We start from the raw sequence: 16,420 nt of genomic DNA, 5'->3' as shown, positions 1-16,420 counted from the left end.
ATTTTAAGAGGTGATAAAGATGAGAAATTGGGTTTATCCTGCAAATCCTAAATACTATGATGTTATAGGTGCTTTTACTGAAGAAGAGGTAACACCATGGCCAATGAGTAGTAAAGTTGTAGTAGGAGATATAGTTTATATTTATTCAGGAGTTCCATTCAAACAAATATTATTTAAATGCATAGTTGATGATATTGAATTACCCATGGAAATGGTTATTGATAAAGCTGAAAAATATATAAAGATTAAGGGAAAGTCTCCAAAAAAGAAATTTATGATGTTGAAGGTTTTAAAAAGATTTCCGAGTGATGTTGCAAGTCCTTTAACTTTTAGTGCTATGAGAGAACATGGACTAAAAGGAAGTATTATGGGTCCACAATGTCTTGAAAATAATCCAGATTTATGGGAGTGGATAAGAATAAATGCCTCTTAGGAACGCTTCATTTGATATTATATACTGAAAAATAATAGAATAATTTGCATAGCAAATTATTCTATTAAATCCACTCCTAATTTTTCATAAAAACTCCATCCGATTGAATCAGTTACTTTTAAGTTATTGTCTTTTTGAAATTTATGAATTGTATTTTTGAAGTAGTCACCGTAAAGTCCGTCAGGATTAGCGTTATAATAGCCCTTTTCTTTAAGTATCACTTGTAACTCATAGATATCTGAACCACGCATACCAGGTTTAATTGTTCTTAAATATGAACCAAAATTGCCATATGGACCACCCCAAATGATTACTTTGGTACCATGTTTAGTTATCTTATACAGTTCAGCAACATCTTTATTATGCATCCTAATACAACCATGTGAAGAATTCCAACCAACAGAATTTGGATATATAGTGCCATGTATACCGTATTTTCCCCAAGGAACATTGAATCCCATCCAACGACCACCAAATCCTTCGCCCCAAGTACCTTTACTGATTATTGTCCAAGTTCCAATAGGAGATGGTGTAGAAGGTTTACCGCCCGAAATCGAATAGCTTCTAATAACTTTGTTATCTTGGAAAACATACATTATATCATCGCAGATATCACATATTATTGTTGTTGGTTTTTGAGGATCATAATCTTCTTTGATTTTATATCCATATACCTTAGTGAATTCACCTGTCATAATACCAACAATAACAGCAAAAATAAGAATTTTGTTAAGAATTTTATTTGGCCTCATATAAATCAACTCCTGTGATTATTTTTTCCACAAATAAAATTTTTATTAAATTATTAATTGATAAATAAGGTAGAAAATTCATGTTATTTACTTAATCAAATGACATGAATTTTGTTTTAATGTATAATAATTTATAGAGATTTTTATACAATTAAGATTAATATAGGAATTGTTTCTTGATGAAATGTGATTATTTATAAAATGATTTGATTAAGAAGGTGGAAGAGATAAGAATAGAGAATATGAAAAAGTTATCAGTGAAATTATTAATACAAAGCCCTAGAATAGTATTTTGCTATTACAACATCTCACCAGAAACACAGGAAGAATTTCAGAATGCTTATGGAAATAATGCTTGGGAAAATTCAAAACCAATAATAAAAGTTTATAAAATTAATGATGGTGTATCTGATGAAATAAAAACTATTAATATTAATAAAAATGAAGAGAGCTATTATATTAATCTTTTAGAAGACAATATAGAGGTTTATGTAAAATTTGGAAGGATACTAGCTAGTGGTAAATTTATAGAATTAGCAGAATCTAATATAATCTCTACACCTAGAGAAAGAACGGCAGATAATGAATCTTTATATTTTATGGATACTTCAAATATAAATGGTGAAGACATTATCATACCATCTAGTTTTACTAACAATAAGAATCAATCTGACTTGATTTTTAAAAAAGATATTCATAAAACTGATTATTTTGATGAATATTATAGAAATATTTTTAAAGTTTATGAAAATACTTCATCTAGATAATAATGTAAAGGAGTAATTGTTATGTGTAAAGGATATATTTCTATAATTTTACATAGTCATATGCCTTTTGTGAGAAATCCTAATGTTGAAGATGAATTAGAGGAAAGATGGCTTTTTGAGGCAATGAATGAATCTTATTTACCTCTAATTATGGTGTTTGATGACTTACTAAAAGAAGGTGTGAGCTTTAAAATTACAATGTCTATTTCACCAACTCTGATGGAGATGTTAGAAGATGAATATATAAATAACAGGTTTATTAAATATTTAAATAAATCCATAGAACTAGCAGAGAAAGAAATTAGGAGAACAGAAAATAATGAAGGCTTAAATGAAATAGCTAAATTTTATTACGAGAGATTTAATAATTTACTTAGAACATACACAAAATATGATAATAGATTAATGAATGCCTTTAAAAAATTTGATAAAATAGGTGTTTTAGAAATAATAACGTGTTCAGCAACTCATGGATTATTGCCATTACTCATGATTAATAAGGAGACAGTAAAAGCTCAAATAGCTACTGCAGTGAAATCTTATACTGAATACATTGGTCATCCTCCCAAGGGAATTTGGCTTCCAGAATGTGCATATACATATTATATAGATTCTATTATAAAAGAATATGGACTAGAATATTTTATTGCTGAAAATATTGCAATTTTGAACGCATCTCCTAAACCTAGATATGGAACATATGCACCAATAGTGACACCAACAGGAGTTAGTTTGTTTGGGAGAGATATTGAAGCTTCTCAGCAAGTATGGAGTAATATTGTTGGATATCCTGCAGATATTAATTATCGTGAGTTTTATAGAGATATTGGACATGAATTAGATATGACTTACGTAGCGCCATATATAAATCAAAACGGAATTAGAGTTGATACTGGTATGAAATATTATAAAATTACTGGTAATACTGAAGAAAAGGATATCTACAATAGAAAAAATGCCATAGATAGGGTGAAAGAGCATGCTAGACATTTTGTAAATAGTAGAAATACACAAATAGATAATGTTTATAAACATATGGAGGCTAAACCAATCATAACATGTCCATACGATACGGAATTATTTGGTCACTGGTGGTTTGAAGGTCCTGATTTTATAAGAGAAATATTAAAATTAAAATATGAAAAAGGAAATGAAGTAAAGTTAGTTACTCCTTCAGAGTACCTTAAAGAGAATCCATTAGTGCAATATTCTCTGCCTACACCATCAAGTTGGGGTAAAAATGGAGATTTTTCAGTATGGTTGAATCCTTCTAATGATTGGATTGTAAAAGAACTACATAGATGTGGAGAAGCAATGATAGAACTTGCAAATTTTTTTGAAAATCCAACTGAAATTCAAAAGAGAGCTTTAAATCAAGCTGCTAGAGAACTAATGCTGGCAGAAGCATCAGATTGGTCATTTATTATAAGTAACAATACAAGTTTTCAGTATGCTACTAACAGAGTAACAACTCATATAGGGAGATTTGATAGATTATATAAAGAGATAAATAATAATAATATAAATAATGAATGGTTAATACAGATAGAAAAGACAGACAATATTTTTGCTAATATTGATTATTCGCTATATTCCAGTTAGGAAGTTTTAAAAGAAATTCAAAATATTGAATTTCTTTTTTTAATGTCACCCTTGTGTTAAAATATTTAAGAATAAACTTTGTTATTAGGGGAGAAAACATGAAAAAAACTTTAGATATAAATGAACAAATATTGGGAAATGGGTTAAAACTTATTTCTGTTAAAAGAGACACAGAATTATTTTCTTTAAACTTAGGAATAAAAGTAGGAGCGCTATTAGAAGAGAAGGCTGAAAAGGGAATTACTCACTTTATTGAGCATATGTTATTTAAAGGGACGAATAAAAGAAATAATGAAGTATTAAACAGAGAACTAGAACTTATTGGAGGAGAATATAATGCATATACTGAATATAATAGTACAGTATACACTATAAATGCATTAAATACAGAGATAAGTAAATCAATAGAATTACTTTCAGATATGGTATTAAATTCAGTATTTGATAGTAAAGAAATTGAAAAAGAAAAATCTGTTGTCATTTCTGAAATTGGTTCCAAAAAAGATGATTTAGAGTACTTATGCATTCAAAAAGCAATAGAATTAGCTTTTGAAAAGAGCAATTTAAAGTATGATACTTTAGGAAAAAAAAGTGATATTAACAAATTAACAAGAAGTCAAATAATTGAGTTTTATAAAAAGTACTATGTACCTTCAAATTCAGTTATGATAGTTATTTCTAACTTTGAACATCAATATATAAAAGAATTGGTAGAAACACATTTTTTACCTTGGAAAGATAAAAAAATGTTGAAAGAAAAGATTTTAGTAGAAGATAATATTCCATTAATTAAAAAAACTTATAAAAGAGATTGTGAACATGTTAATATAGCGTATCTGTTTACATTTCACGGGTTAACATATCAAGAAGAACTAGCATTGAGGATTCTTTGTTATAAATTAGGCGAAAGTCAAAATTCTATTTTATTTAGGAAACTTAGAGAAGATAGAGGTTTAGTTTATGATATTTATTCAGATATTGATAACAGTAAGAATATTAAACTTATATATTTTTACACATCTGTTAATGAAGAAAATATGGATGAAGCAATGGACATAATAGAGAAAAGTTTCGAAGATATTAAAAATAAGAAAATTAAATATACAAAAGATGATATTGAATTAATGAAGAAAATTTTTAAAACATCACTAACTTCTACATTAGAGGATACTATCGAACTAGGGGATTATTTATTATCGTTAGTATTAGATGAAAGAAATGTTTCTGAATATGAGAACTATGATAAAAATTTGGAAGAGATTAATGTAGAAGATATCCAAAGCATAGCTGCAAAAGTACTTTGTAATCCAACATTACATATTATTTCGTCAAAAAAGGAATGATTGAATGAAGAACAAAATTACAAGAATGGAATATGGAAAAAGAAATAACAAGAGAGTAAATGTTTATATAAACGATGAATATGCTTTTTCTTGTAATGAGGAATTAATTTACAAATATAAATTAGAAAAAGATAAAGAAATTGATGCTGAATATTTAGAAGAGGTAATTAACGAAGATAATTACCTTAAAGCAAAAATAAGTGCAATGAAAAGCATTGAAAGAGCATATAAAACAGAAAAGGATATTAGGGATAAATTATTAAGAAGTGAATATAATGATGAAACCATTGAAAGAGTAATTAAATTCCTAAAAGGGTATGGTTTCGTAGATGATGAAAAGTACTGTAATATGTATATTAATGATAAAATTAAAAAATTTGGAAAAAATAAAATAAAGCATGATTTAATTAAAAAAGGAATAAAAGAAAAAGTAATTGAAAATAAACTAAAAATAATAAATACTGATATTGAAATCCATGGAGCAAAAAAAGTGGCTCAGAAGAAATTAAAAGGAATTAATAATAAATATGGCAAAAGAGTACTATATAGCAAAGTAGGAAGTTACCTTGCAACTAAAGGGTATTCATTTGATATAATTAATGAAATACTACCTCCGCTAATTGATACTGTTAATAATGATAATAATGAAAGTATGGATGACGAGGGTTTTAATCATCAATTGTTGCAAATAGCAGAAAAAAAATATAGACAATTGTTAAAAAATGAAACTGATAATAAAAAGATTTATATAAAATTATCACAGTTTTTGTTACGAAAAGGTTATGATTGGGATGAGATAAAAAGAGTCATAAAAAAAGTAATTGGTGATGAATATGAGTAAAATAACAATAGAATTTTTGGAAAATCCAATAGATATTATACTTATGATAGTAGCAATATTTCCTATATTAAAAGGTATTTTTACAAGTTTTTCTTCCAATGATTTAAAAAATCAAGTAGAGGACTTTTGGAGCAATATTGCATTTTTAATAGGCATTATACTAGGGGCTAATATAACAAAGAATATATATATTATGAAACTGGAAGGAATATATAGTGTTATTTATGAAAAAACTCCTAGAGCAATACTTAGTTTCATTGAAGAAAGACCAATAACTATATATATTATTATTATGCCTATAATAATTTTTATCTGTTATATAATAATTGACATAATATTAAAATTAATAAATTCTTTTACAGTTTATTTAGTATTAGATGGAATTCAAATGTTTCTAAAGAAAAAAGGTGAAGCTACAAAGAGATTTGCAGGTGCTTTGTTTCAAATACCAACGACTATTTGTTTGATTTTAATATTTGTAGTAGCTTTAAATCTTGGAGTATATTTTAAAGTGAATGATAAATTTACTAAAGCTGTGGAAAAATCAAAGATTTATAACTATGTAAACAGTAAAGTGGTTTATCCTATTTCACAGACTGAGCTAGTACAGAAGATTCCTATTATTATAAATAATTCGTTTAAAATCAGGGTGGAAGAAAGTAATGAAGTATCTGGTAATAAAAAGGTTATAGTCTATTACAATGGAATTACTTTAGAGGAAGGTGTCAGATCTAATGACGAGATTGATACCTTTGCAAAAAAACTTGCAAACAAATATGATAATTCTGTTGATAAATCCAAAGCAATATATGAATGGATTGGTTCAAATATTGAATATGATTATGATAAAGCGGAAAAAATCTTAAGAAATGAATTTAACGTAGAATCTGGTACAGTTAATACATTCTATACAAGAGAAGGAGTGTGTTTTGATTACGCATGCTTATTTGCTACAATGAGTATAGCAAATGACATAAAGGTTAGAATAATTACAGGTGATGGTAAAAGTGATGGGAAATGGGTTAGTCATGCATGGAACCAAATATATGACCCTGTTAAAAATCAGTGGATAAATGTTGATCCAACCTTCTATAAAGGGGGAAACTATTTTGATTCTCCGTTATTTAATTTGGACCATAGAGGAGCAGAAATTGCAGGAGAGTGGTAATTAAGTTTTTGGATACTTTCTCAATATTAGATCAATTGCTTCTTTACAATCATTATCAAAATTATCTAATGCCCAAGCAGTATTAAAATAAATTAAAGCTTTTTTATTATTATTTAATTTTGAATAGCAAAATCCTAAATTATAGAAATACTTGCTGTTATAATTTAAGTTTAAATTGTTATTAGAAGTGATAGCTTTTTTAAAAAATTCGATTGCATCAAAATATTTTTCTAATTTAATAAAACATACACCAATGTTATATAAGATTGTAGTATTATTTTCGCTTTGAATTAAAGCCTTTTTATAATTTTCAATAGCCTCATAATATTTTTTATTATTATAAAACAAATTACCTTTTTCAAAATTTTTCATTATATCACCACCATAAATATTTACCTATTTAAAATAATAGACAAAAATTGGACATAATATTCTTGAATTTGAAAATTTTTCAAAATTTTTAAGATGAAATACATGTCTAAAACTCACCATGAATAAGAGTTTTGGACATGTATTAATATTATATGCTAATAATACTTTGTATTAATTTTTTTCTCAAAAAAAGAAATTCCTTCATACATTACAAAAGCTAAGACAGCTAGTACAATGATACTCATCATTACCATATCTAATTGAGAAACCTGACCACCGTAGATTATAAGAAAACCTAATCCATTTTTGGCAACTAAGAATTCTCCCATGATAACACCTACCCAGGATAAACCAACATTAATTTTAAGAGAAGAAATTATAGTCGGTACAGAAGCTGGAATAATTAAGTTATTCAGTATCTGTTTTTTACTAGCTCCAAATGTTTTCAGAAGTGTTATTTTATCTTTATCTACTTCTTTAAAACCATTTAGGATATTTATTATTGTAACTACAATTGAAATGAGTAAAGTAATTATTACTATTGCTTTCAAGCCATTTCCAACCCAAAAGATGATAATAGGTGCTAAAGCAACTTTAGGTAATGCGTTTAGTACAACTAAATAAGGGTCAAGGACTTTTGATGCAAAATCAGACCACCATAGAAGTATAGCTATAAGTGTTCCGAGAATAGTTCCAGATATAAAACCTAGGATAGTTTCGAAACAAGTAATTCCTATATGTTTAAAGAGAGTTCCTTCTCCATAAATTTGAAGTAAACTCTTAACCATTCTTGATGGAGTACTTGTAAGGAAGGGATCTATCCACCTAAGGTTTCCAGCTATTTCCCAAATCATAAAAAAAGCAATTAAAATAACTAGTCTTGTAATAGTAATCATTCTTTTTCTTTTCTTCACTTTTTTTAGAAATACTTTATGTTCTTCACTTATTTTCATCAATTTCATCTAACTCCTTCCAAATAGAATTAAAATATGTTTTAAATTGGTTCGATGACCGTCTTTTTAATGGTGTTGGAAAGTTATTTTCAAAGTTTATTTGTATTATTACTTTTACACAAGCAGGACGTTTAGATAGTACGATAACTCTATTTGACATAGATACTGCTTCAGCTATATCGTGAGTTACCATTAAAGCTGTTTTGTTTTCTTTTTTGATGATTTTGTATATTTCATCACTAGCTTTTAATCTACTTTGATAGTCTAATGCTGAAAAAGGCTCGTCTAACAATAGAATATTAGGATTTAAAGCCAAAGTTCTAATGAGCGCAACTCTTTGTCTCATTCCACCTGATAATTGTGATGGATAGTGATCTTTAAATTCCCATAAATTATAGTTTTGGAGTAGTTTTTTTAATATATCTTTATTTTCTTTATTTATATTATTTTGAATTTTTAACCCCAGAAGAACATTTTTCCAAACAGTTAGCCATTCAAATAAATGATCTTTTTGAAACATATATCCCATTTCAGATGAAATATTTTTAGATTCTATATTATCTATAACAACCTGTCCGCTAGATGGTGGTAATAAACCAGCAATGATATTTAAAAGTGTAGATTTTCCACACCCAGATGGCCCTACAATACTAATAAATTCTCCTTGAGAAACTGAAAATGAGATATCTTTCAGTGCTTCAGTTTGAGCCTTTATGGTATGGTAATTCATATATATATGTGAAACATTAAGTTCTTTCATAAAATCAACTCCTTATAATTACAGTGTATGTAATATGTAATTTATAGTTGACAGTTGACAGTTGACAGTGAAGGATAATTTTTTTTACAAAATTTTTCACTAAGACTTTGTTAGCGTTACTAACTGGAAAAAGGTACTTTTGCTAACGCGAAAGGTATCATTTACTGTCAACTGAACATTGTCAACCGTCACTAGTTTGATTTTATTTCTTTTACGAACAGCGCTTATTTGCTCGTTGTTTTTTCGGCAAAAGTGGTATTAACCATATCATCAAAAGGTGGTCTACTTGGTATTAGACCCTGGTCATAACTTTGAATGATATCCATAAGTCTTGTTAGATCATCTTCATTCATTATAGGATCACTTGCATAAGCATCTATTGATCTGTAGTTTTTAACAACATTTGTTAAGACCGTTAAGTCGCTTCCTGGGAAAAATGGTTGAATTTCTTTTGCTACTTCTTCGTCTGTATGAGTATCTACCCAAATCTGACCTCTATAAATTGCATCAGTAAAACGTTGAATTACGCCTGGATTGGAATCCATGTAAGATTTGGTTGAAAAATAACATGTATAAGGAATAGAACCAGCTTTTTCTCCAATAGAGTCTACTATATAACCAGTGCCTTCAAATTCTAACATACTCGCAGTTGGCTCAAATAGTGTAACATAATCTCCTGTACCTGCTTTAAATGCCCCAGCTGTTGCCGTAAAAGCAAGATTTGTAATGATTTCTACATCTTCATGAGGAGTAATTCCATGATTCCTAAGAACATATTCAAGTGTCATTTCAGGAACACCGCCAGGTCTTCCTCCGATTATAGTTTTGCCTTTTAAACTTTCCCACTCAAAATCTTTTTCATCAGTACGTCCAACTAAAAATGATCCATCTGTTTTAGTTAGTTGAGCAAATAAAACAGGGTAATCTGAACGTCCTTGATTATGGATATAAATAACTTGTTCTGGTCCACAAAAACCTATATCACAAGCACCACTTAAAACTTGCTGCATGGTTTTATCTGCACCTTGTCCAGTTGATAATTCTATAGTCATACCTTCATCTTCAAAGAATCCTTTATTAAGAGCAACATACATAGGTGCATAGAAAACTGAGCGCACAACTTCATTAAGGTTTATAGTCTGAAGTTGAGTATTTTGCTTATTGTTACAAGATGTAAGTAAAGAGAGTGAAAATAAAACAGTAAGGAATAAAGCTAAAATTTTAACTTTTTTCTTCATTAAGTATACCTCCGTAGATACTAATAATTTAGTTTACTATATAATATATGAGGTGATATTTTTTTTGTTAATGCATATTTTATTTTGATTTGTGTTTACACCGTTATATTTTTAATAATAGTCCCTTTAATTTTTTAATTAGCATGGGTGATTAAGATGAATTCAACATGTTAGAAATTGAAAACTTTTTTATCTAATACTTTAGTTTGATGTATAAGTAATTAAATTTAGATATTATGTAAGTATGAATAAAATAAATAATCAAAAGGGGTATAGTATGAGAAAAAAATCAGTAATAATATTTTTAAGTTTAATTATGGTAGCTTCATTGTTGTTTACTGGATGCGGTAATGATAATAAAGCAGAAATCGAAGTAGAAAAACAAAATACAAATGAAAAATTAGAAGTAAAAGACGATCAGACAGGTGAAATAAAAGAAGAATTAGAAGTATCAGAAGAGATATGTTATGAGATTATAGAAAAAAAAAGAAAAAGGTAATATGGGAAACTATGAATTTGAGATAAGTTATCCAGAAGTTTTAAACTTATCGGATAAGCAAGTAGCTGACAAGATTAAAAACATTATAGAAGAAAGATTTTCTTTAAAAGACGAGAGTATTGGAACAGAAGGAGAAGATGAGGAAGATTTTAAACAAACACTGACTGTAACTTATGAAATAACACAAAAATCAAATGATATTTTAAGTATAAAGATTTTATCCTCTAATTTTATGGAAGGAGCGGCACATCCTAGTAACTATTTAGATGGTATTACATTTGATATGAAAACTGGAGAGCTTATTACGTTAGAGCATTTATTCAAAGAAGATGGAAATTATATAAGTGCTTTAAATGAAATTCTAAATAAAAAGGTAGATGAGTTAGAATTTAAATTATTTGATGAGTATAAAGGAATAGAGGAAGAACAAGGATATTATTTAACTGATTCAAGGATAGTTATTTTTTATCAAGAGGGTGAGTATACTCCTTATGCAGCTGGAGCTTTACTATTAGAAGTAGAATTTGAAGAAATAAACGATATACTTAAATAAAAGCTGATAAATTTAGTGTGATTGAAAGTAAGATAAATAAATGGTAGTATTTATTTAAACACTACCATTTATTTATGTGATATTTCATTAGAAAAGAGTTGGTAAAATGAGTTCGACATTTATAGCAAAAGTATTACATTCTAAAAAGAATGTTATTAGAATATGTTTAATTATTCTTATGCCTTTAGGTATTATATTGAATAAACTAGCAGGGGAAAATCGGGGTTTTGTAGAGCGAATATATTCAAATGGCATTAATAGACCTATGAGGCAAGCACTAAGTCTTATTACAGGAATTTTACCATTTTCTTTAGCAGAAGTAGCTCTATATTGTTTTATTGGTTTTCTAATTATAATGATTATAAAATTTTTCTATAATATTTCTGTAAAAAAAGAAAATCTTATTGAGAGTTTAAAATTATATATAATTAATGTGTTTTGTATAATTTCAGTTATTTATTTTTTATTCTTGATTCTATGGGGATTCAATTATAATAGGCTTCCTTTTTCAATAATTACAGGATATAAAGTACAACCTTCTTCCGTAGAGGAGTTGTATGATTTGTGTTCTGACTTAATTATTCAAACTAATAATTTAAGAGATAATGTATATGAAGATGAACGTGGGATAATGGAGCTTCAAGAAGGATATAAAGATGTTTTTAAAAGATCAAATATTGGGTACGATTTAGCTTCAGAAAAGTTTCAAGTAATTGGTGGTAAATATGGTAAACCAAAACGTGTTTTACTTTCTGAAAAGATGTGTTATACAGGTATAACTGGGGTTTATTTTCCTTTTACTGGGGAAGCTAATGTGAATGTTGCAGCAACAGATTTTATGTTACCAGCAACTGTTCTTCATGAGATGGCACATCAAAGAGGATTTGCAAGAGAAGATGAAGCAAATTATATTGCTTATTTAACTTGTATGTATCATCCAGATTTTGATTTTAAATATTCAGGTTCATTACTGGCATTAATTTATTCTATGAAAGCATTAAGGCAAACAGATTATGATAAATATTCATTATTGAAAGAGAATTATTCAGATGGAGTTAAAAGAGACTTAATATACTTAAACCAATTCTGGGGGCAATATGAAGGAAAAGTAGAAAAAGCATCTACTAAAATTAATGATTCATATCTAAAATCCAATGGGCAAGAAAATGGTGTTAGTAGCTATGGTAGAATGGTTGATTTATTATTAGCAGAGCGAAGAGAATAAGAGTAGCTGATATCTTTATTATATAAATTCAAAGATATCAGCTATTTTTTCCATATATCATATAATTCCGGTCTTTCATCTTTTAATATTCTAAAAAAGCGCTTTGAGACTTTTAATCTGTGTAACCCATTTAACATATGCTTAGGATAGTTTTCATTATACCAGCAACTACTTTTTAGACCAATCAATCTTATTTGCTTATCTTTAGTAATAAAAATATGGGAAACACCAGTATCAAGCCGGGTGAACTTAAGTTTAATAAAAGTATCATAAATATTAATTAGGGATAATGCTAATTCTTTATCAAAAGTGTTTTTCTTTAAATAATCTATGATGCAAATTCCATCAACATGATCTCTTATTAAATATCCTGATCTATATTCATATACTTTTGGAAACAATGGACACCTGTATGCATATCTTAAAACTAAATATTCTCTTCTACAGTCTTTAAGGTTTTTAGTTATTTTTAAAACTTTTTTATCTGGTAAAAGGTAAATTTTTTCTTTTTTACTATGATGGATTAATGTGTATTCTTGCAATAATTTATTATTAAGGTATTCATAATTCATGTTTTAACCTCATTCTTTTTAATATAAAAATTTATCTGAGTATTGAGTATACTGTGAAGTATTATTTGTTGTAAGTCATAAATTGTGGAAGTAATTATTTTAATTAATAACTCATTTCTTTCAATATATAACTAAAAAAAGCCTATATTATCAAAATATTCAATATAAATATTTTTGTGATATAATAAATTCTTTTAAAACTGCTTGACAGAGAACAAAATAAAGTTATAATATATAGATAAACATTATAAAAACTAAATGAATATACAAAAACAAAGATAAAGAGGAGTAAAGATATAAGAGTATTTAGAGAAGAAAATCCATCGGCTGAAAGATTTTCTATACAAAATGTCTTGAAGGTAGCTTTGGAGTTTCTTTGCTGAAATAATAGTAAGCAAAGACGGTTAAAATCGTTAATTTATTGAGAGCTGGATTTTCCAGAACTAAGGTGGTAACGCGCGCTGTCGTCCTTTATTGGATGTCAGCTTTTTATTATGTCCTATTTTATTTAACAGGACATAATGTGGGATGCACTAAAGAACATAAATGAAGGAGGAAATATAATGTCAGAAGTAAATATTGCAAAGAACTATGACCCTAAAGAATTTGAAAAAAGAATATATAAAAATTGGGAAGAAAAAGGGTATTTTACACCAGAGGTTGATGAAACTAAAAAGCCTTATACTATCATGATGCCACCACCAAATATCACTGGTCAATTACATTTGGGCCACGCATTAGATGGAACATTACAAGATTATTTGATTAGAGTGAAAAGAATGCAAGGATTCTCAACTCTTTGGTTACCAGGGGAAGACCATGCGAGTATTGCTACTGAAGTAAAAGTAGAGAAAGAATTACTAAATGAAGGCATTTACAAAAAAGAATTAGGTAGAGATGGGTTTTTAGAAAAGGTTTGGCAATGGTCAGATAAATATAGAGAGAGAATAAAAACTCAATATAAAAGTTTAGGAATTTCAGCAGACTATACAAGAGAAAGATTTACTATGGATGATAATTTAAGTGCTGCTGTTAGAGAAGTTTTTGTAAAATTGTATAATGAAGGTCTAATTTATAAAGGAAATAGAATAGTTAACTGGTGCCCAAATTGTCAAACAGCAATTTCAGATGCAGAAATTGAGTACGAAGAAAAAGAAGGAAGCTTTTGGCATGTTAATTATCCATTAGAAGATGGTAGTGGATATCTAGAAATTGCAACTACAAGACCAGAAACAATGCTTGGAGATACAGCAGTTGCAGTTAACCCAGAAGATGAAAGATATAAAGATTTAATTGGTAAGATGCTTGTATTGCCTTTAGTAGGTAGAAAAATACCTATTATTGCTGATGATTATGTTGGAATGGATTTTGGAACAGGTGCTGTTAAAATAACACCAGCACATGACCCTAATGATTATCAAGTTGGTAAAAGACATGGGTTAGAAGAAATTAATATCATGAATAATGATGCAACTATAGTTAAAGGTTATGGAAGATATTCAGGCATGGATAGATATGAAGCTAGAAAGGCTATTGTTGAAGATCTTGAAAAAGAGGGAGTATTAGTAAAGATTAAAGAACACAATCATAATGTTGGAACTCACGACAGATGTGGAATAGTACTTGAACCGATTACTTCTCCACAATGGTACGTAAAAATGAAACCTCTTGCAGAACCAGCATTAGAAGTTGTTAGAAGTGGTGAAGTGAAATTTGTACCTGAGAGATTCTCAAAGACGTATTATAACTGGATGGAAAACATACAAGATTGGTGTATTTCAAGGCAATTATGGTGGGGACATAGAATTCCAGTTTGGTATTGTCAAGATTGTGGAGAATTAATTGTACAGGTAGATGAGCCTACAAAATGTACTAAATGTGGAAGTTCAGATTTAAAACAAGATAATGATGTTTTAGATACATGGTTTAGTTCTGCTCTATGGCCTTTCTCAACTCTTGGATGGCCAGAACAAACAGAAGATTTAAAATATTTCTATCCTACTGATGTACTTGTTACTGGATATGATATTATTTTCTTCTGGGTTGCAAGAATGATATTCTCATCATTACACAACATGAAACAAATTCCTTTCCATACTGTTTATATTCACGGTATTGTTAGAGATAGTGAAGGAAGAAAAATGTCTAAATCATTAGGCAATGGTGTGGATCCACTTGAAGTAATTGACAAATACGGTGCTGATGCATTGAGATTTATGCTTCTTACAGGTAATGCTCCAGGAAATGATATTAGATACTTTGAAGAAAAAGTTGAATCAGCAAGAAACTTTGCTAATAAGATTTGGAATGCTTCAAGATTTGTAATGATGAATCTTGATACTGACTTAATGGAAAAATATGAAGAATGTAAAGAATATACTTTAGCTGATAAATGGATATTGTCTAGACTTAATACTGTTGTTGGTGAAATCACTGATAATATAGATAAATATGAATTGGGTATTGCATCTCAAAAGGTATATGATTTTATGTGGACTGAGTTCTGTGACTGGTATATAGAACTTGCAAAACCAGTTTTATATGGAGAAGATGAAAAAGCTAAAGGGGTAGCGCTTAATGTATTAAATAAAGTACTAAAAACAGGACTTCAATTATTACATCCAGCAATGCCTTATATAACAGAAGAAATCTTTAGTAATCTTCCAAACACAAGTGAAAGTATTACAATTTCAAAGTGGCCTGAAACAGAGGATGAGTTTGACAATGCAGAAGTTGTTGAACATATGAATTATGTTATTGAAGCTATTAAAGCTTTAAGAAATGTAAAAGCTGAAATGAATGTTCCACCTTCTAGAAAAGCAAAAATATATATATATGCAACAGAAGGAAAAGACGGATTTGAGGCTGGAAGTGCATACTTTAAAACACTAGCTTCTGCTTCAGAAGTAGAGTTTATTGCTTCTAAAGAATCAGCTCCTGAAAATGCTGTATCTGCTGTAACAAAAGGTGCAGAATTATTTATGCCACTTCTTGATTTAATCGATGTTGAAAAAGAACTTCAAAGATTAAATAAAGAAAAAGAAAAATTACAAAAAGAAATAGATAGAGTTGAAAAGAAACTTTCAAATGAAAGATTTGTTGGTAAAGCTCCTGAAGCTGTAGTAAATGCAGAAAAAGAAAAGGGAGAAAAATATAGAGAAATGTATAATTCTGTTTTGGAAAGAATAGAAGCACTTAAGTAAAAAAAGCCTAAATGATATGATACTTCCAAGGTAGACACTGTAATTAATTAAATTACAAATCTACTTTGGAGGTGTTTTTTTATGGGAAGAAAACTTAAGTATAGTAAAGCATTAAAGATTAAAGCTTGTGAAGATTATA

At 28.4% G+C, this 16,420-nt stretch carries 16 protein-coding genes and 1 other annotated feature; of the genes, 10 read left to right on the top strand and 6 right to left on the bottom strand.

Features of this window, described 5'->3' with window-relative positions:
• Positions 1–19 precede the first annotated feature (19 nt).
• Entirely contained in the window at positions 20–433 is a 414-nt protein-coding gene (locus ACQ3F0_RS10525; RefSeq protein WP_428865197.1) for a hypothetical protein, read from the top strand.
• Between the two features lie 56 nt (positions 434–489).
• Here ACQ3F0_RS10525 and ACQ3F0_RS10520 read toward each other — a convergent pair whose 3' ends face one another.
• Complete coding sequence (locus tag ACQ3F0_RS10520; protein ID WP_428865196.1) at positions 490–1,185, bottom strand: L,D-transpeptidase family protein; 696 nt, start codon at positions 1,183–1,185, stop codon at positions 490–492.
• A gap of 242 nt (positions 1,186–1,427) precedes the next feature.
• On the opposite strand from ACQ3F0_RS10520, the gene ACQ3F0_RS10515 reads away from it, so the two are divergent.
• The 5 genes from ACQ3F0_RS10515 to ACQ3F0_RS10495 all read left to right on the top strand — a co-directional run bounded on the left by ACQ3F0_RS10515 (position 1,428) and on the right by ACQ3F0_RS10495 (position 6,906).
• Positions 1,428–1,952: a DUF4912 domain-containing protein gene (locus ACQ3F0_RS10515; protein ID WP_428865195.1), complete on the top strand. Its 525-nt coding sequence runs from the start codon at positions 1,428–1,430 to the stop codon at positions 1,950–1,952.
• 21 nt (positions 1,953–1,973) lie between these two features.
• Positions 1,974–3,554, top strand: coding sequence for a glycoside hydrolase family 57 protein (locus tag ACQ3F0_RS10510; RefSeq protein WP_428865194.1), 1,581 nt, complete (start codon positions 1,974–1,976; stop codon positions 3,552–3,554).
• Between the two features lie 98 nt (positions 3,555–3,652).
• Positions 3,653–4,897 carry a M16 family metallopeptidase gene (locus ACQ3F0_RS10505; RefSeq protein WP_428865193.1) on the top strand — a complete coding sequence of 415 codons (1,245 nt, stop codon included), beginning with the start codon at positions 3,653–3,655 and terminating at the stop codon, positions 4,895–4,897.
• A gap of 4 nt (positions 4,898–4,901) precedes the next feature.
• On the top strand, positions 4,902–5,738 hold the full coding sequence (gene recX / locus ACQ3F0_RS10500; RefSeq protein ID WP_428865192.1) for a recombination regulator RecX: 837 nt from the start codon (positions 4,902–4,904) through the stop codon (positions 5,736–5,738).
• Positions 5,731–6,906, top strand: coding sequence for a transglutaminase domain-containing protein (locus ACQ3F0_RS10495; RefSeq protein ID WP_428865191.1), 1,176 nt, complete (start codon positions 5,731–5,733; stop codon positions 6,904–6,906). The genes recX and ACQ3F0_RS10495 overlap by 8 nt, the downstream gene beginning before the upstream one ends.
• Here ACQ3F0_RS10495 and ACQ3F0_RS10490 read toward each other — a convergent pair whose 3' ends face one another.
• The 4 genes from ACQ3F0_RS10490 to ACQ3F0_RS10475 form a co-directional block, all read right to left on the bottom strand.
• The gene (locus ACQ3F0_RS10490) at positions 6,907–7,278 is read right to left on the bottom strand and encodes a tetratricopeptide repeat protein (RefSeq protein WP_428865190.1); all 372 of its coding nucleotides are present in this window, start codon (positions 7,276–7,278) and stop codon (positions 6,907–6,909) included.
• A 155-nt stretch (positions 7,279–7,433) separates the two neighbouring features.
• Positions 7,434–8,231, bottom strand: coding sequence for an ABC transporter permease (locus ACQ3F0_RS10485; protein WP_428865418.1), 798 nt, complete (start codon positions 8,229–8,231; stop codon positions 7,434–7,436).
• Positions 8,218–8,991 (bottom strand): ABC transporter ATP-binding protein, encoded by a 774-nt coding sequence (locus tag ACQ3F0_RS10480; RefSeq protein WP_428865189.1) that lies wholly within the window; start codon positions 8,989–8,991, stop codon positions 8,218–8,220. Before ACQ3F0_RS10480 ends, ACQ3F0_RS10485 begins: the two co-directional genes overlap by 14 nt.
• Positions 8,992–9,215: 224 nt before the next feature.
• Positions 9,216–10,229 carry an ABC transporter substrate-binding protein gene (locus tag ACQ3F0_RS10475; protein WP_428865188.1) on the bottom strand — a complete coding sequence of 338 codons (1,014 nt, stop codon included), beginning with the start codon at positions 10,227–10,229 and terminating at the stop codon, positions 9,216–9,218.
• Between the two features lie 277 nt (positions 10,230–10,506).
• Between ACQ3F0_RS10475 and ACQ3F0_RS10470 the strand changes: the two genes are divergently transcribed.
• The 3 genes from ACQ3F0_RS10470 to ACQ3F0_RS10460 all read left to right on the top strand — a co-directional run bounded on the left by ACQ3F0_RS10470 (position 10,507) and on the right by ACQ3F0_RS10460 (position 12,506).
• On the top strand, positions 10,507–10,728 hold the full coding sequence (locus ACQ3F0_RS10470; protein WP_428865187.1) for a hypothetical protein: 222 nt from the start codon (positions 10,507–10,509) through the stop codon (positions 10,726–10,728).
• 1 nt (position 10,729) lies between these two features.
• Complete coding sequence (locus tag ACQ3F0_RS10465; RefSeq protein WP_428865186.1) at positions 10,730–11,281, top strand: DUF3298 and DUF4163 domain-containing protein; 552 nt, start codon at positions 10,730–10,732, stop codon at positions 11,279–11,281.
• Positions 11,282–11,387: 106 nt separating this feature from the next.
• On the top strand, positions 11,388–12,506 hold the full coding sequence (locus ACQ3F0_RS10460) for a DUF3810 domain-containing protein (RefSeq protein WP_428865185.1): 1,119 nt from the start codon (positions 11,388–11,390) through the stop codon (positions 12,504–12,506).
• A gap of 41 nt (positions 12,507–12,547) precedes the next feature.
• Here ACQ3F0_RS10460 and ACQ3F0_RS10455 read toward each other — a convergent pair whose 3' ends face one another.
• Complete coding sequence (locus ACQ3F0_RS10455) at positions 12,548–13,078, bottom strand: serine/threonine protein kinase (protein ID WP_428865184.1); 531 nt, start codon at positions 13,076–13,078, stop codon at positions 12,548–12,550.
• A 266-nt stretch (positions 13,079–13,344) separates the two neighbouring features.
• Positions 13,345–13,553: a binding site (T-box leader), on the top strand.
• Positions 13,554–13,641: 88 nt separating this feature from the next.
• Between ACQ3F0_RS10455 and ACQ3F0_RS10450 the strand changes: the two genes are divergently transcribed.
• Entirely contained in the window at positions 13,642–16,281 is a 2,640-nt protein-coding gene (locus ACQ3F0_RS10450) for a valine--tRNA ligase (RefSeq protein WP_428865183.1), read from the top strand.
• The last annotated feature ends 139 nt before the right edge of the window (positions 16,282–16,420 follow it).

This window comes from Clostridium sediminicola, assembly GCF_050402865.1.
Taxonomy (GTDB): Bacteria; Bacillota; Clostridia; order Clostridiales; family Clostridiaceae; genus Clostridium_AF; species Clostridium_AF sediminicola.
Note: the sequence above shows the minus strand (reverse complement) of the source record. Positions and strands in the feature narration are given on the sequence as shown.

What these genes read in the sequence shown, in the direction of transcription:
- ACQ3F0_RS10495 (WP_428865191.1), top strand. Translation starts at nt 5,731, where the DNA reads ATGAGTAAAATAACAATAGAATTTTTGGAAAATCCAATAGATATTATA.
- ACQ3F0_RS10505 (WP_428865193.1), top strand. Translation starts at nt 3,653, where the DNA reads ATGAAAAAAACTTTAGATATAAATGAACAAATATTGGGAAATGGGTTA.
- ACQ3F0_RS10480 (WP_428865189.1), bottom strand. Translation starts at nt 8,991, where the DNA reads ATGAAAGAACTTAATGTTTCACATATATATATGAATTACCATACCATA.
- ACQ3F0_RS10475 (WP_428865188.1), bottom strand. Translation starts at nt 10,229, where the DNA reads ATGAAGAAAAAAGTTAAAATTTTAGCTTTATTCCTTACTGTTTTATTT.
- ACQ3F0_RS10465 (WP_428865186.1), top strand. Translation starts at nt 10,730, where the DNA reads ATGGGAAACTATGAATTTGAGATAAGTTATCCAGAAGTTTTAAACTTA.
- ACQ3F0_RS10510 (WP_428865194.1), top strand. Translation starts at nt 1,974, where the DNA reads ATGTGTAAAGGATATATTTCTATAATTTTACATAGTCATATGCCTTTT.
- ACQ3F0_RS10460 (WP_428865185.1), top strand. Translation starts at nt 11,388, where the DNA reads ATGAGTTCGACATTTATAGCAAAAGTATTACATTCTAAAAAGAATGTT.
- ACQ3F0_RS10490 (WP_428865190.1), bottom strand. Translation starts at nt 7,278, where the DNA reads ATGAAAAATTTTGAAAAAGGTAATTTGTTTTATAATAATAAAAAATAT.
- recX (WP_428865192.1), top strand. Translation starts at nt 4,902, where the DNA reads ATGAAGAACAAAATTACAAGAATGGAATATGGAAAAAGAAATAACAAG.
- ACQ3F0_RS10450 (WP_428865183.1), top strand. Translation starts at nt 13,642, where the DNA reads ATGTCAGAAGTAAATATTGCAAAGAACTATGACCCTAAAGAATTTGAA.
- ACQ3F0_RS10470 (WP_428865187.1), top strand. Translation starts at nt 10,507, where the DNA reads ATGAGAAAAAAATCAGTAATAATATTTTTAAGTTTAATTATGGTAGCT.
- ACQ3F0_RS10455 (WP_428865184.1), bottom strand. Translation starts at nt 13,078, where the DNA reads ATGAATTATGAATACCTTAATAATAAATTATTGCAAGAATACACATTA.
- ACQ3F0_RS10520 (WP_428865196.1), bottom strand. Translation starts at nt 1,185, where the DNA reads ATGAGGCCAAATAAAATTCTTAACAAAATTCTTATTTTTGCTGTTATT.
- ACQ3F0_RS10525 (WP_428865197.1), top strand. Translation starts at nt 20, where the DNA reads ATGAGAAATTGGGTTTATCCTGCAAATCCTAAATACTATGATGTTATA.
- ACQ3F0_RS10515 (WP_428865195.1), top strand. Translation starts at nt 1,428, where the DNA reads ATGAAAAAGTTATCAGTGAAATTATTAATACAAAGCCCTAGAATAGTA.
- ACQ3F0_RS10485 (WP_428865418.1), bottom strand. Translation starts at nt 8,231, where the DNA reads ATGAAAATAAGTGAAGAACATAAAGTATTTCTAAAAAAAGTGAAGAAA.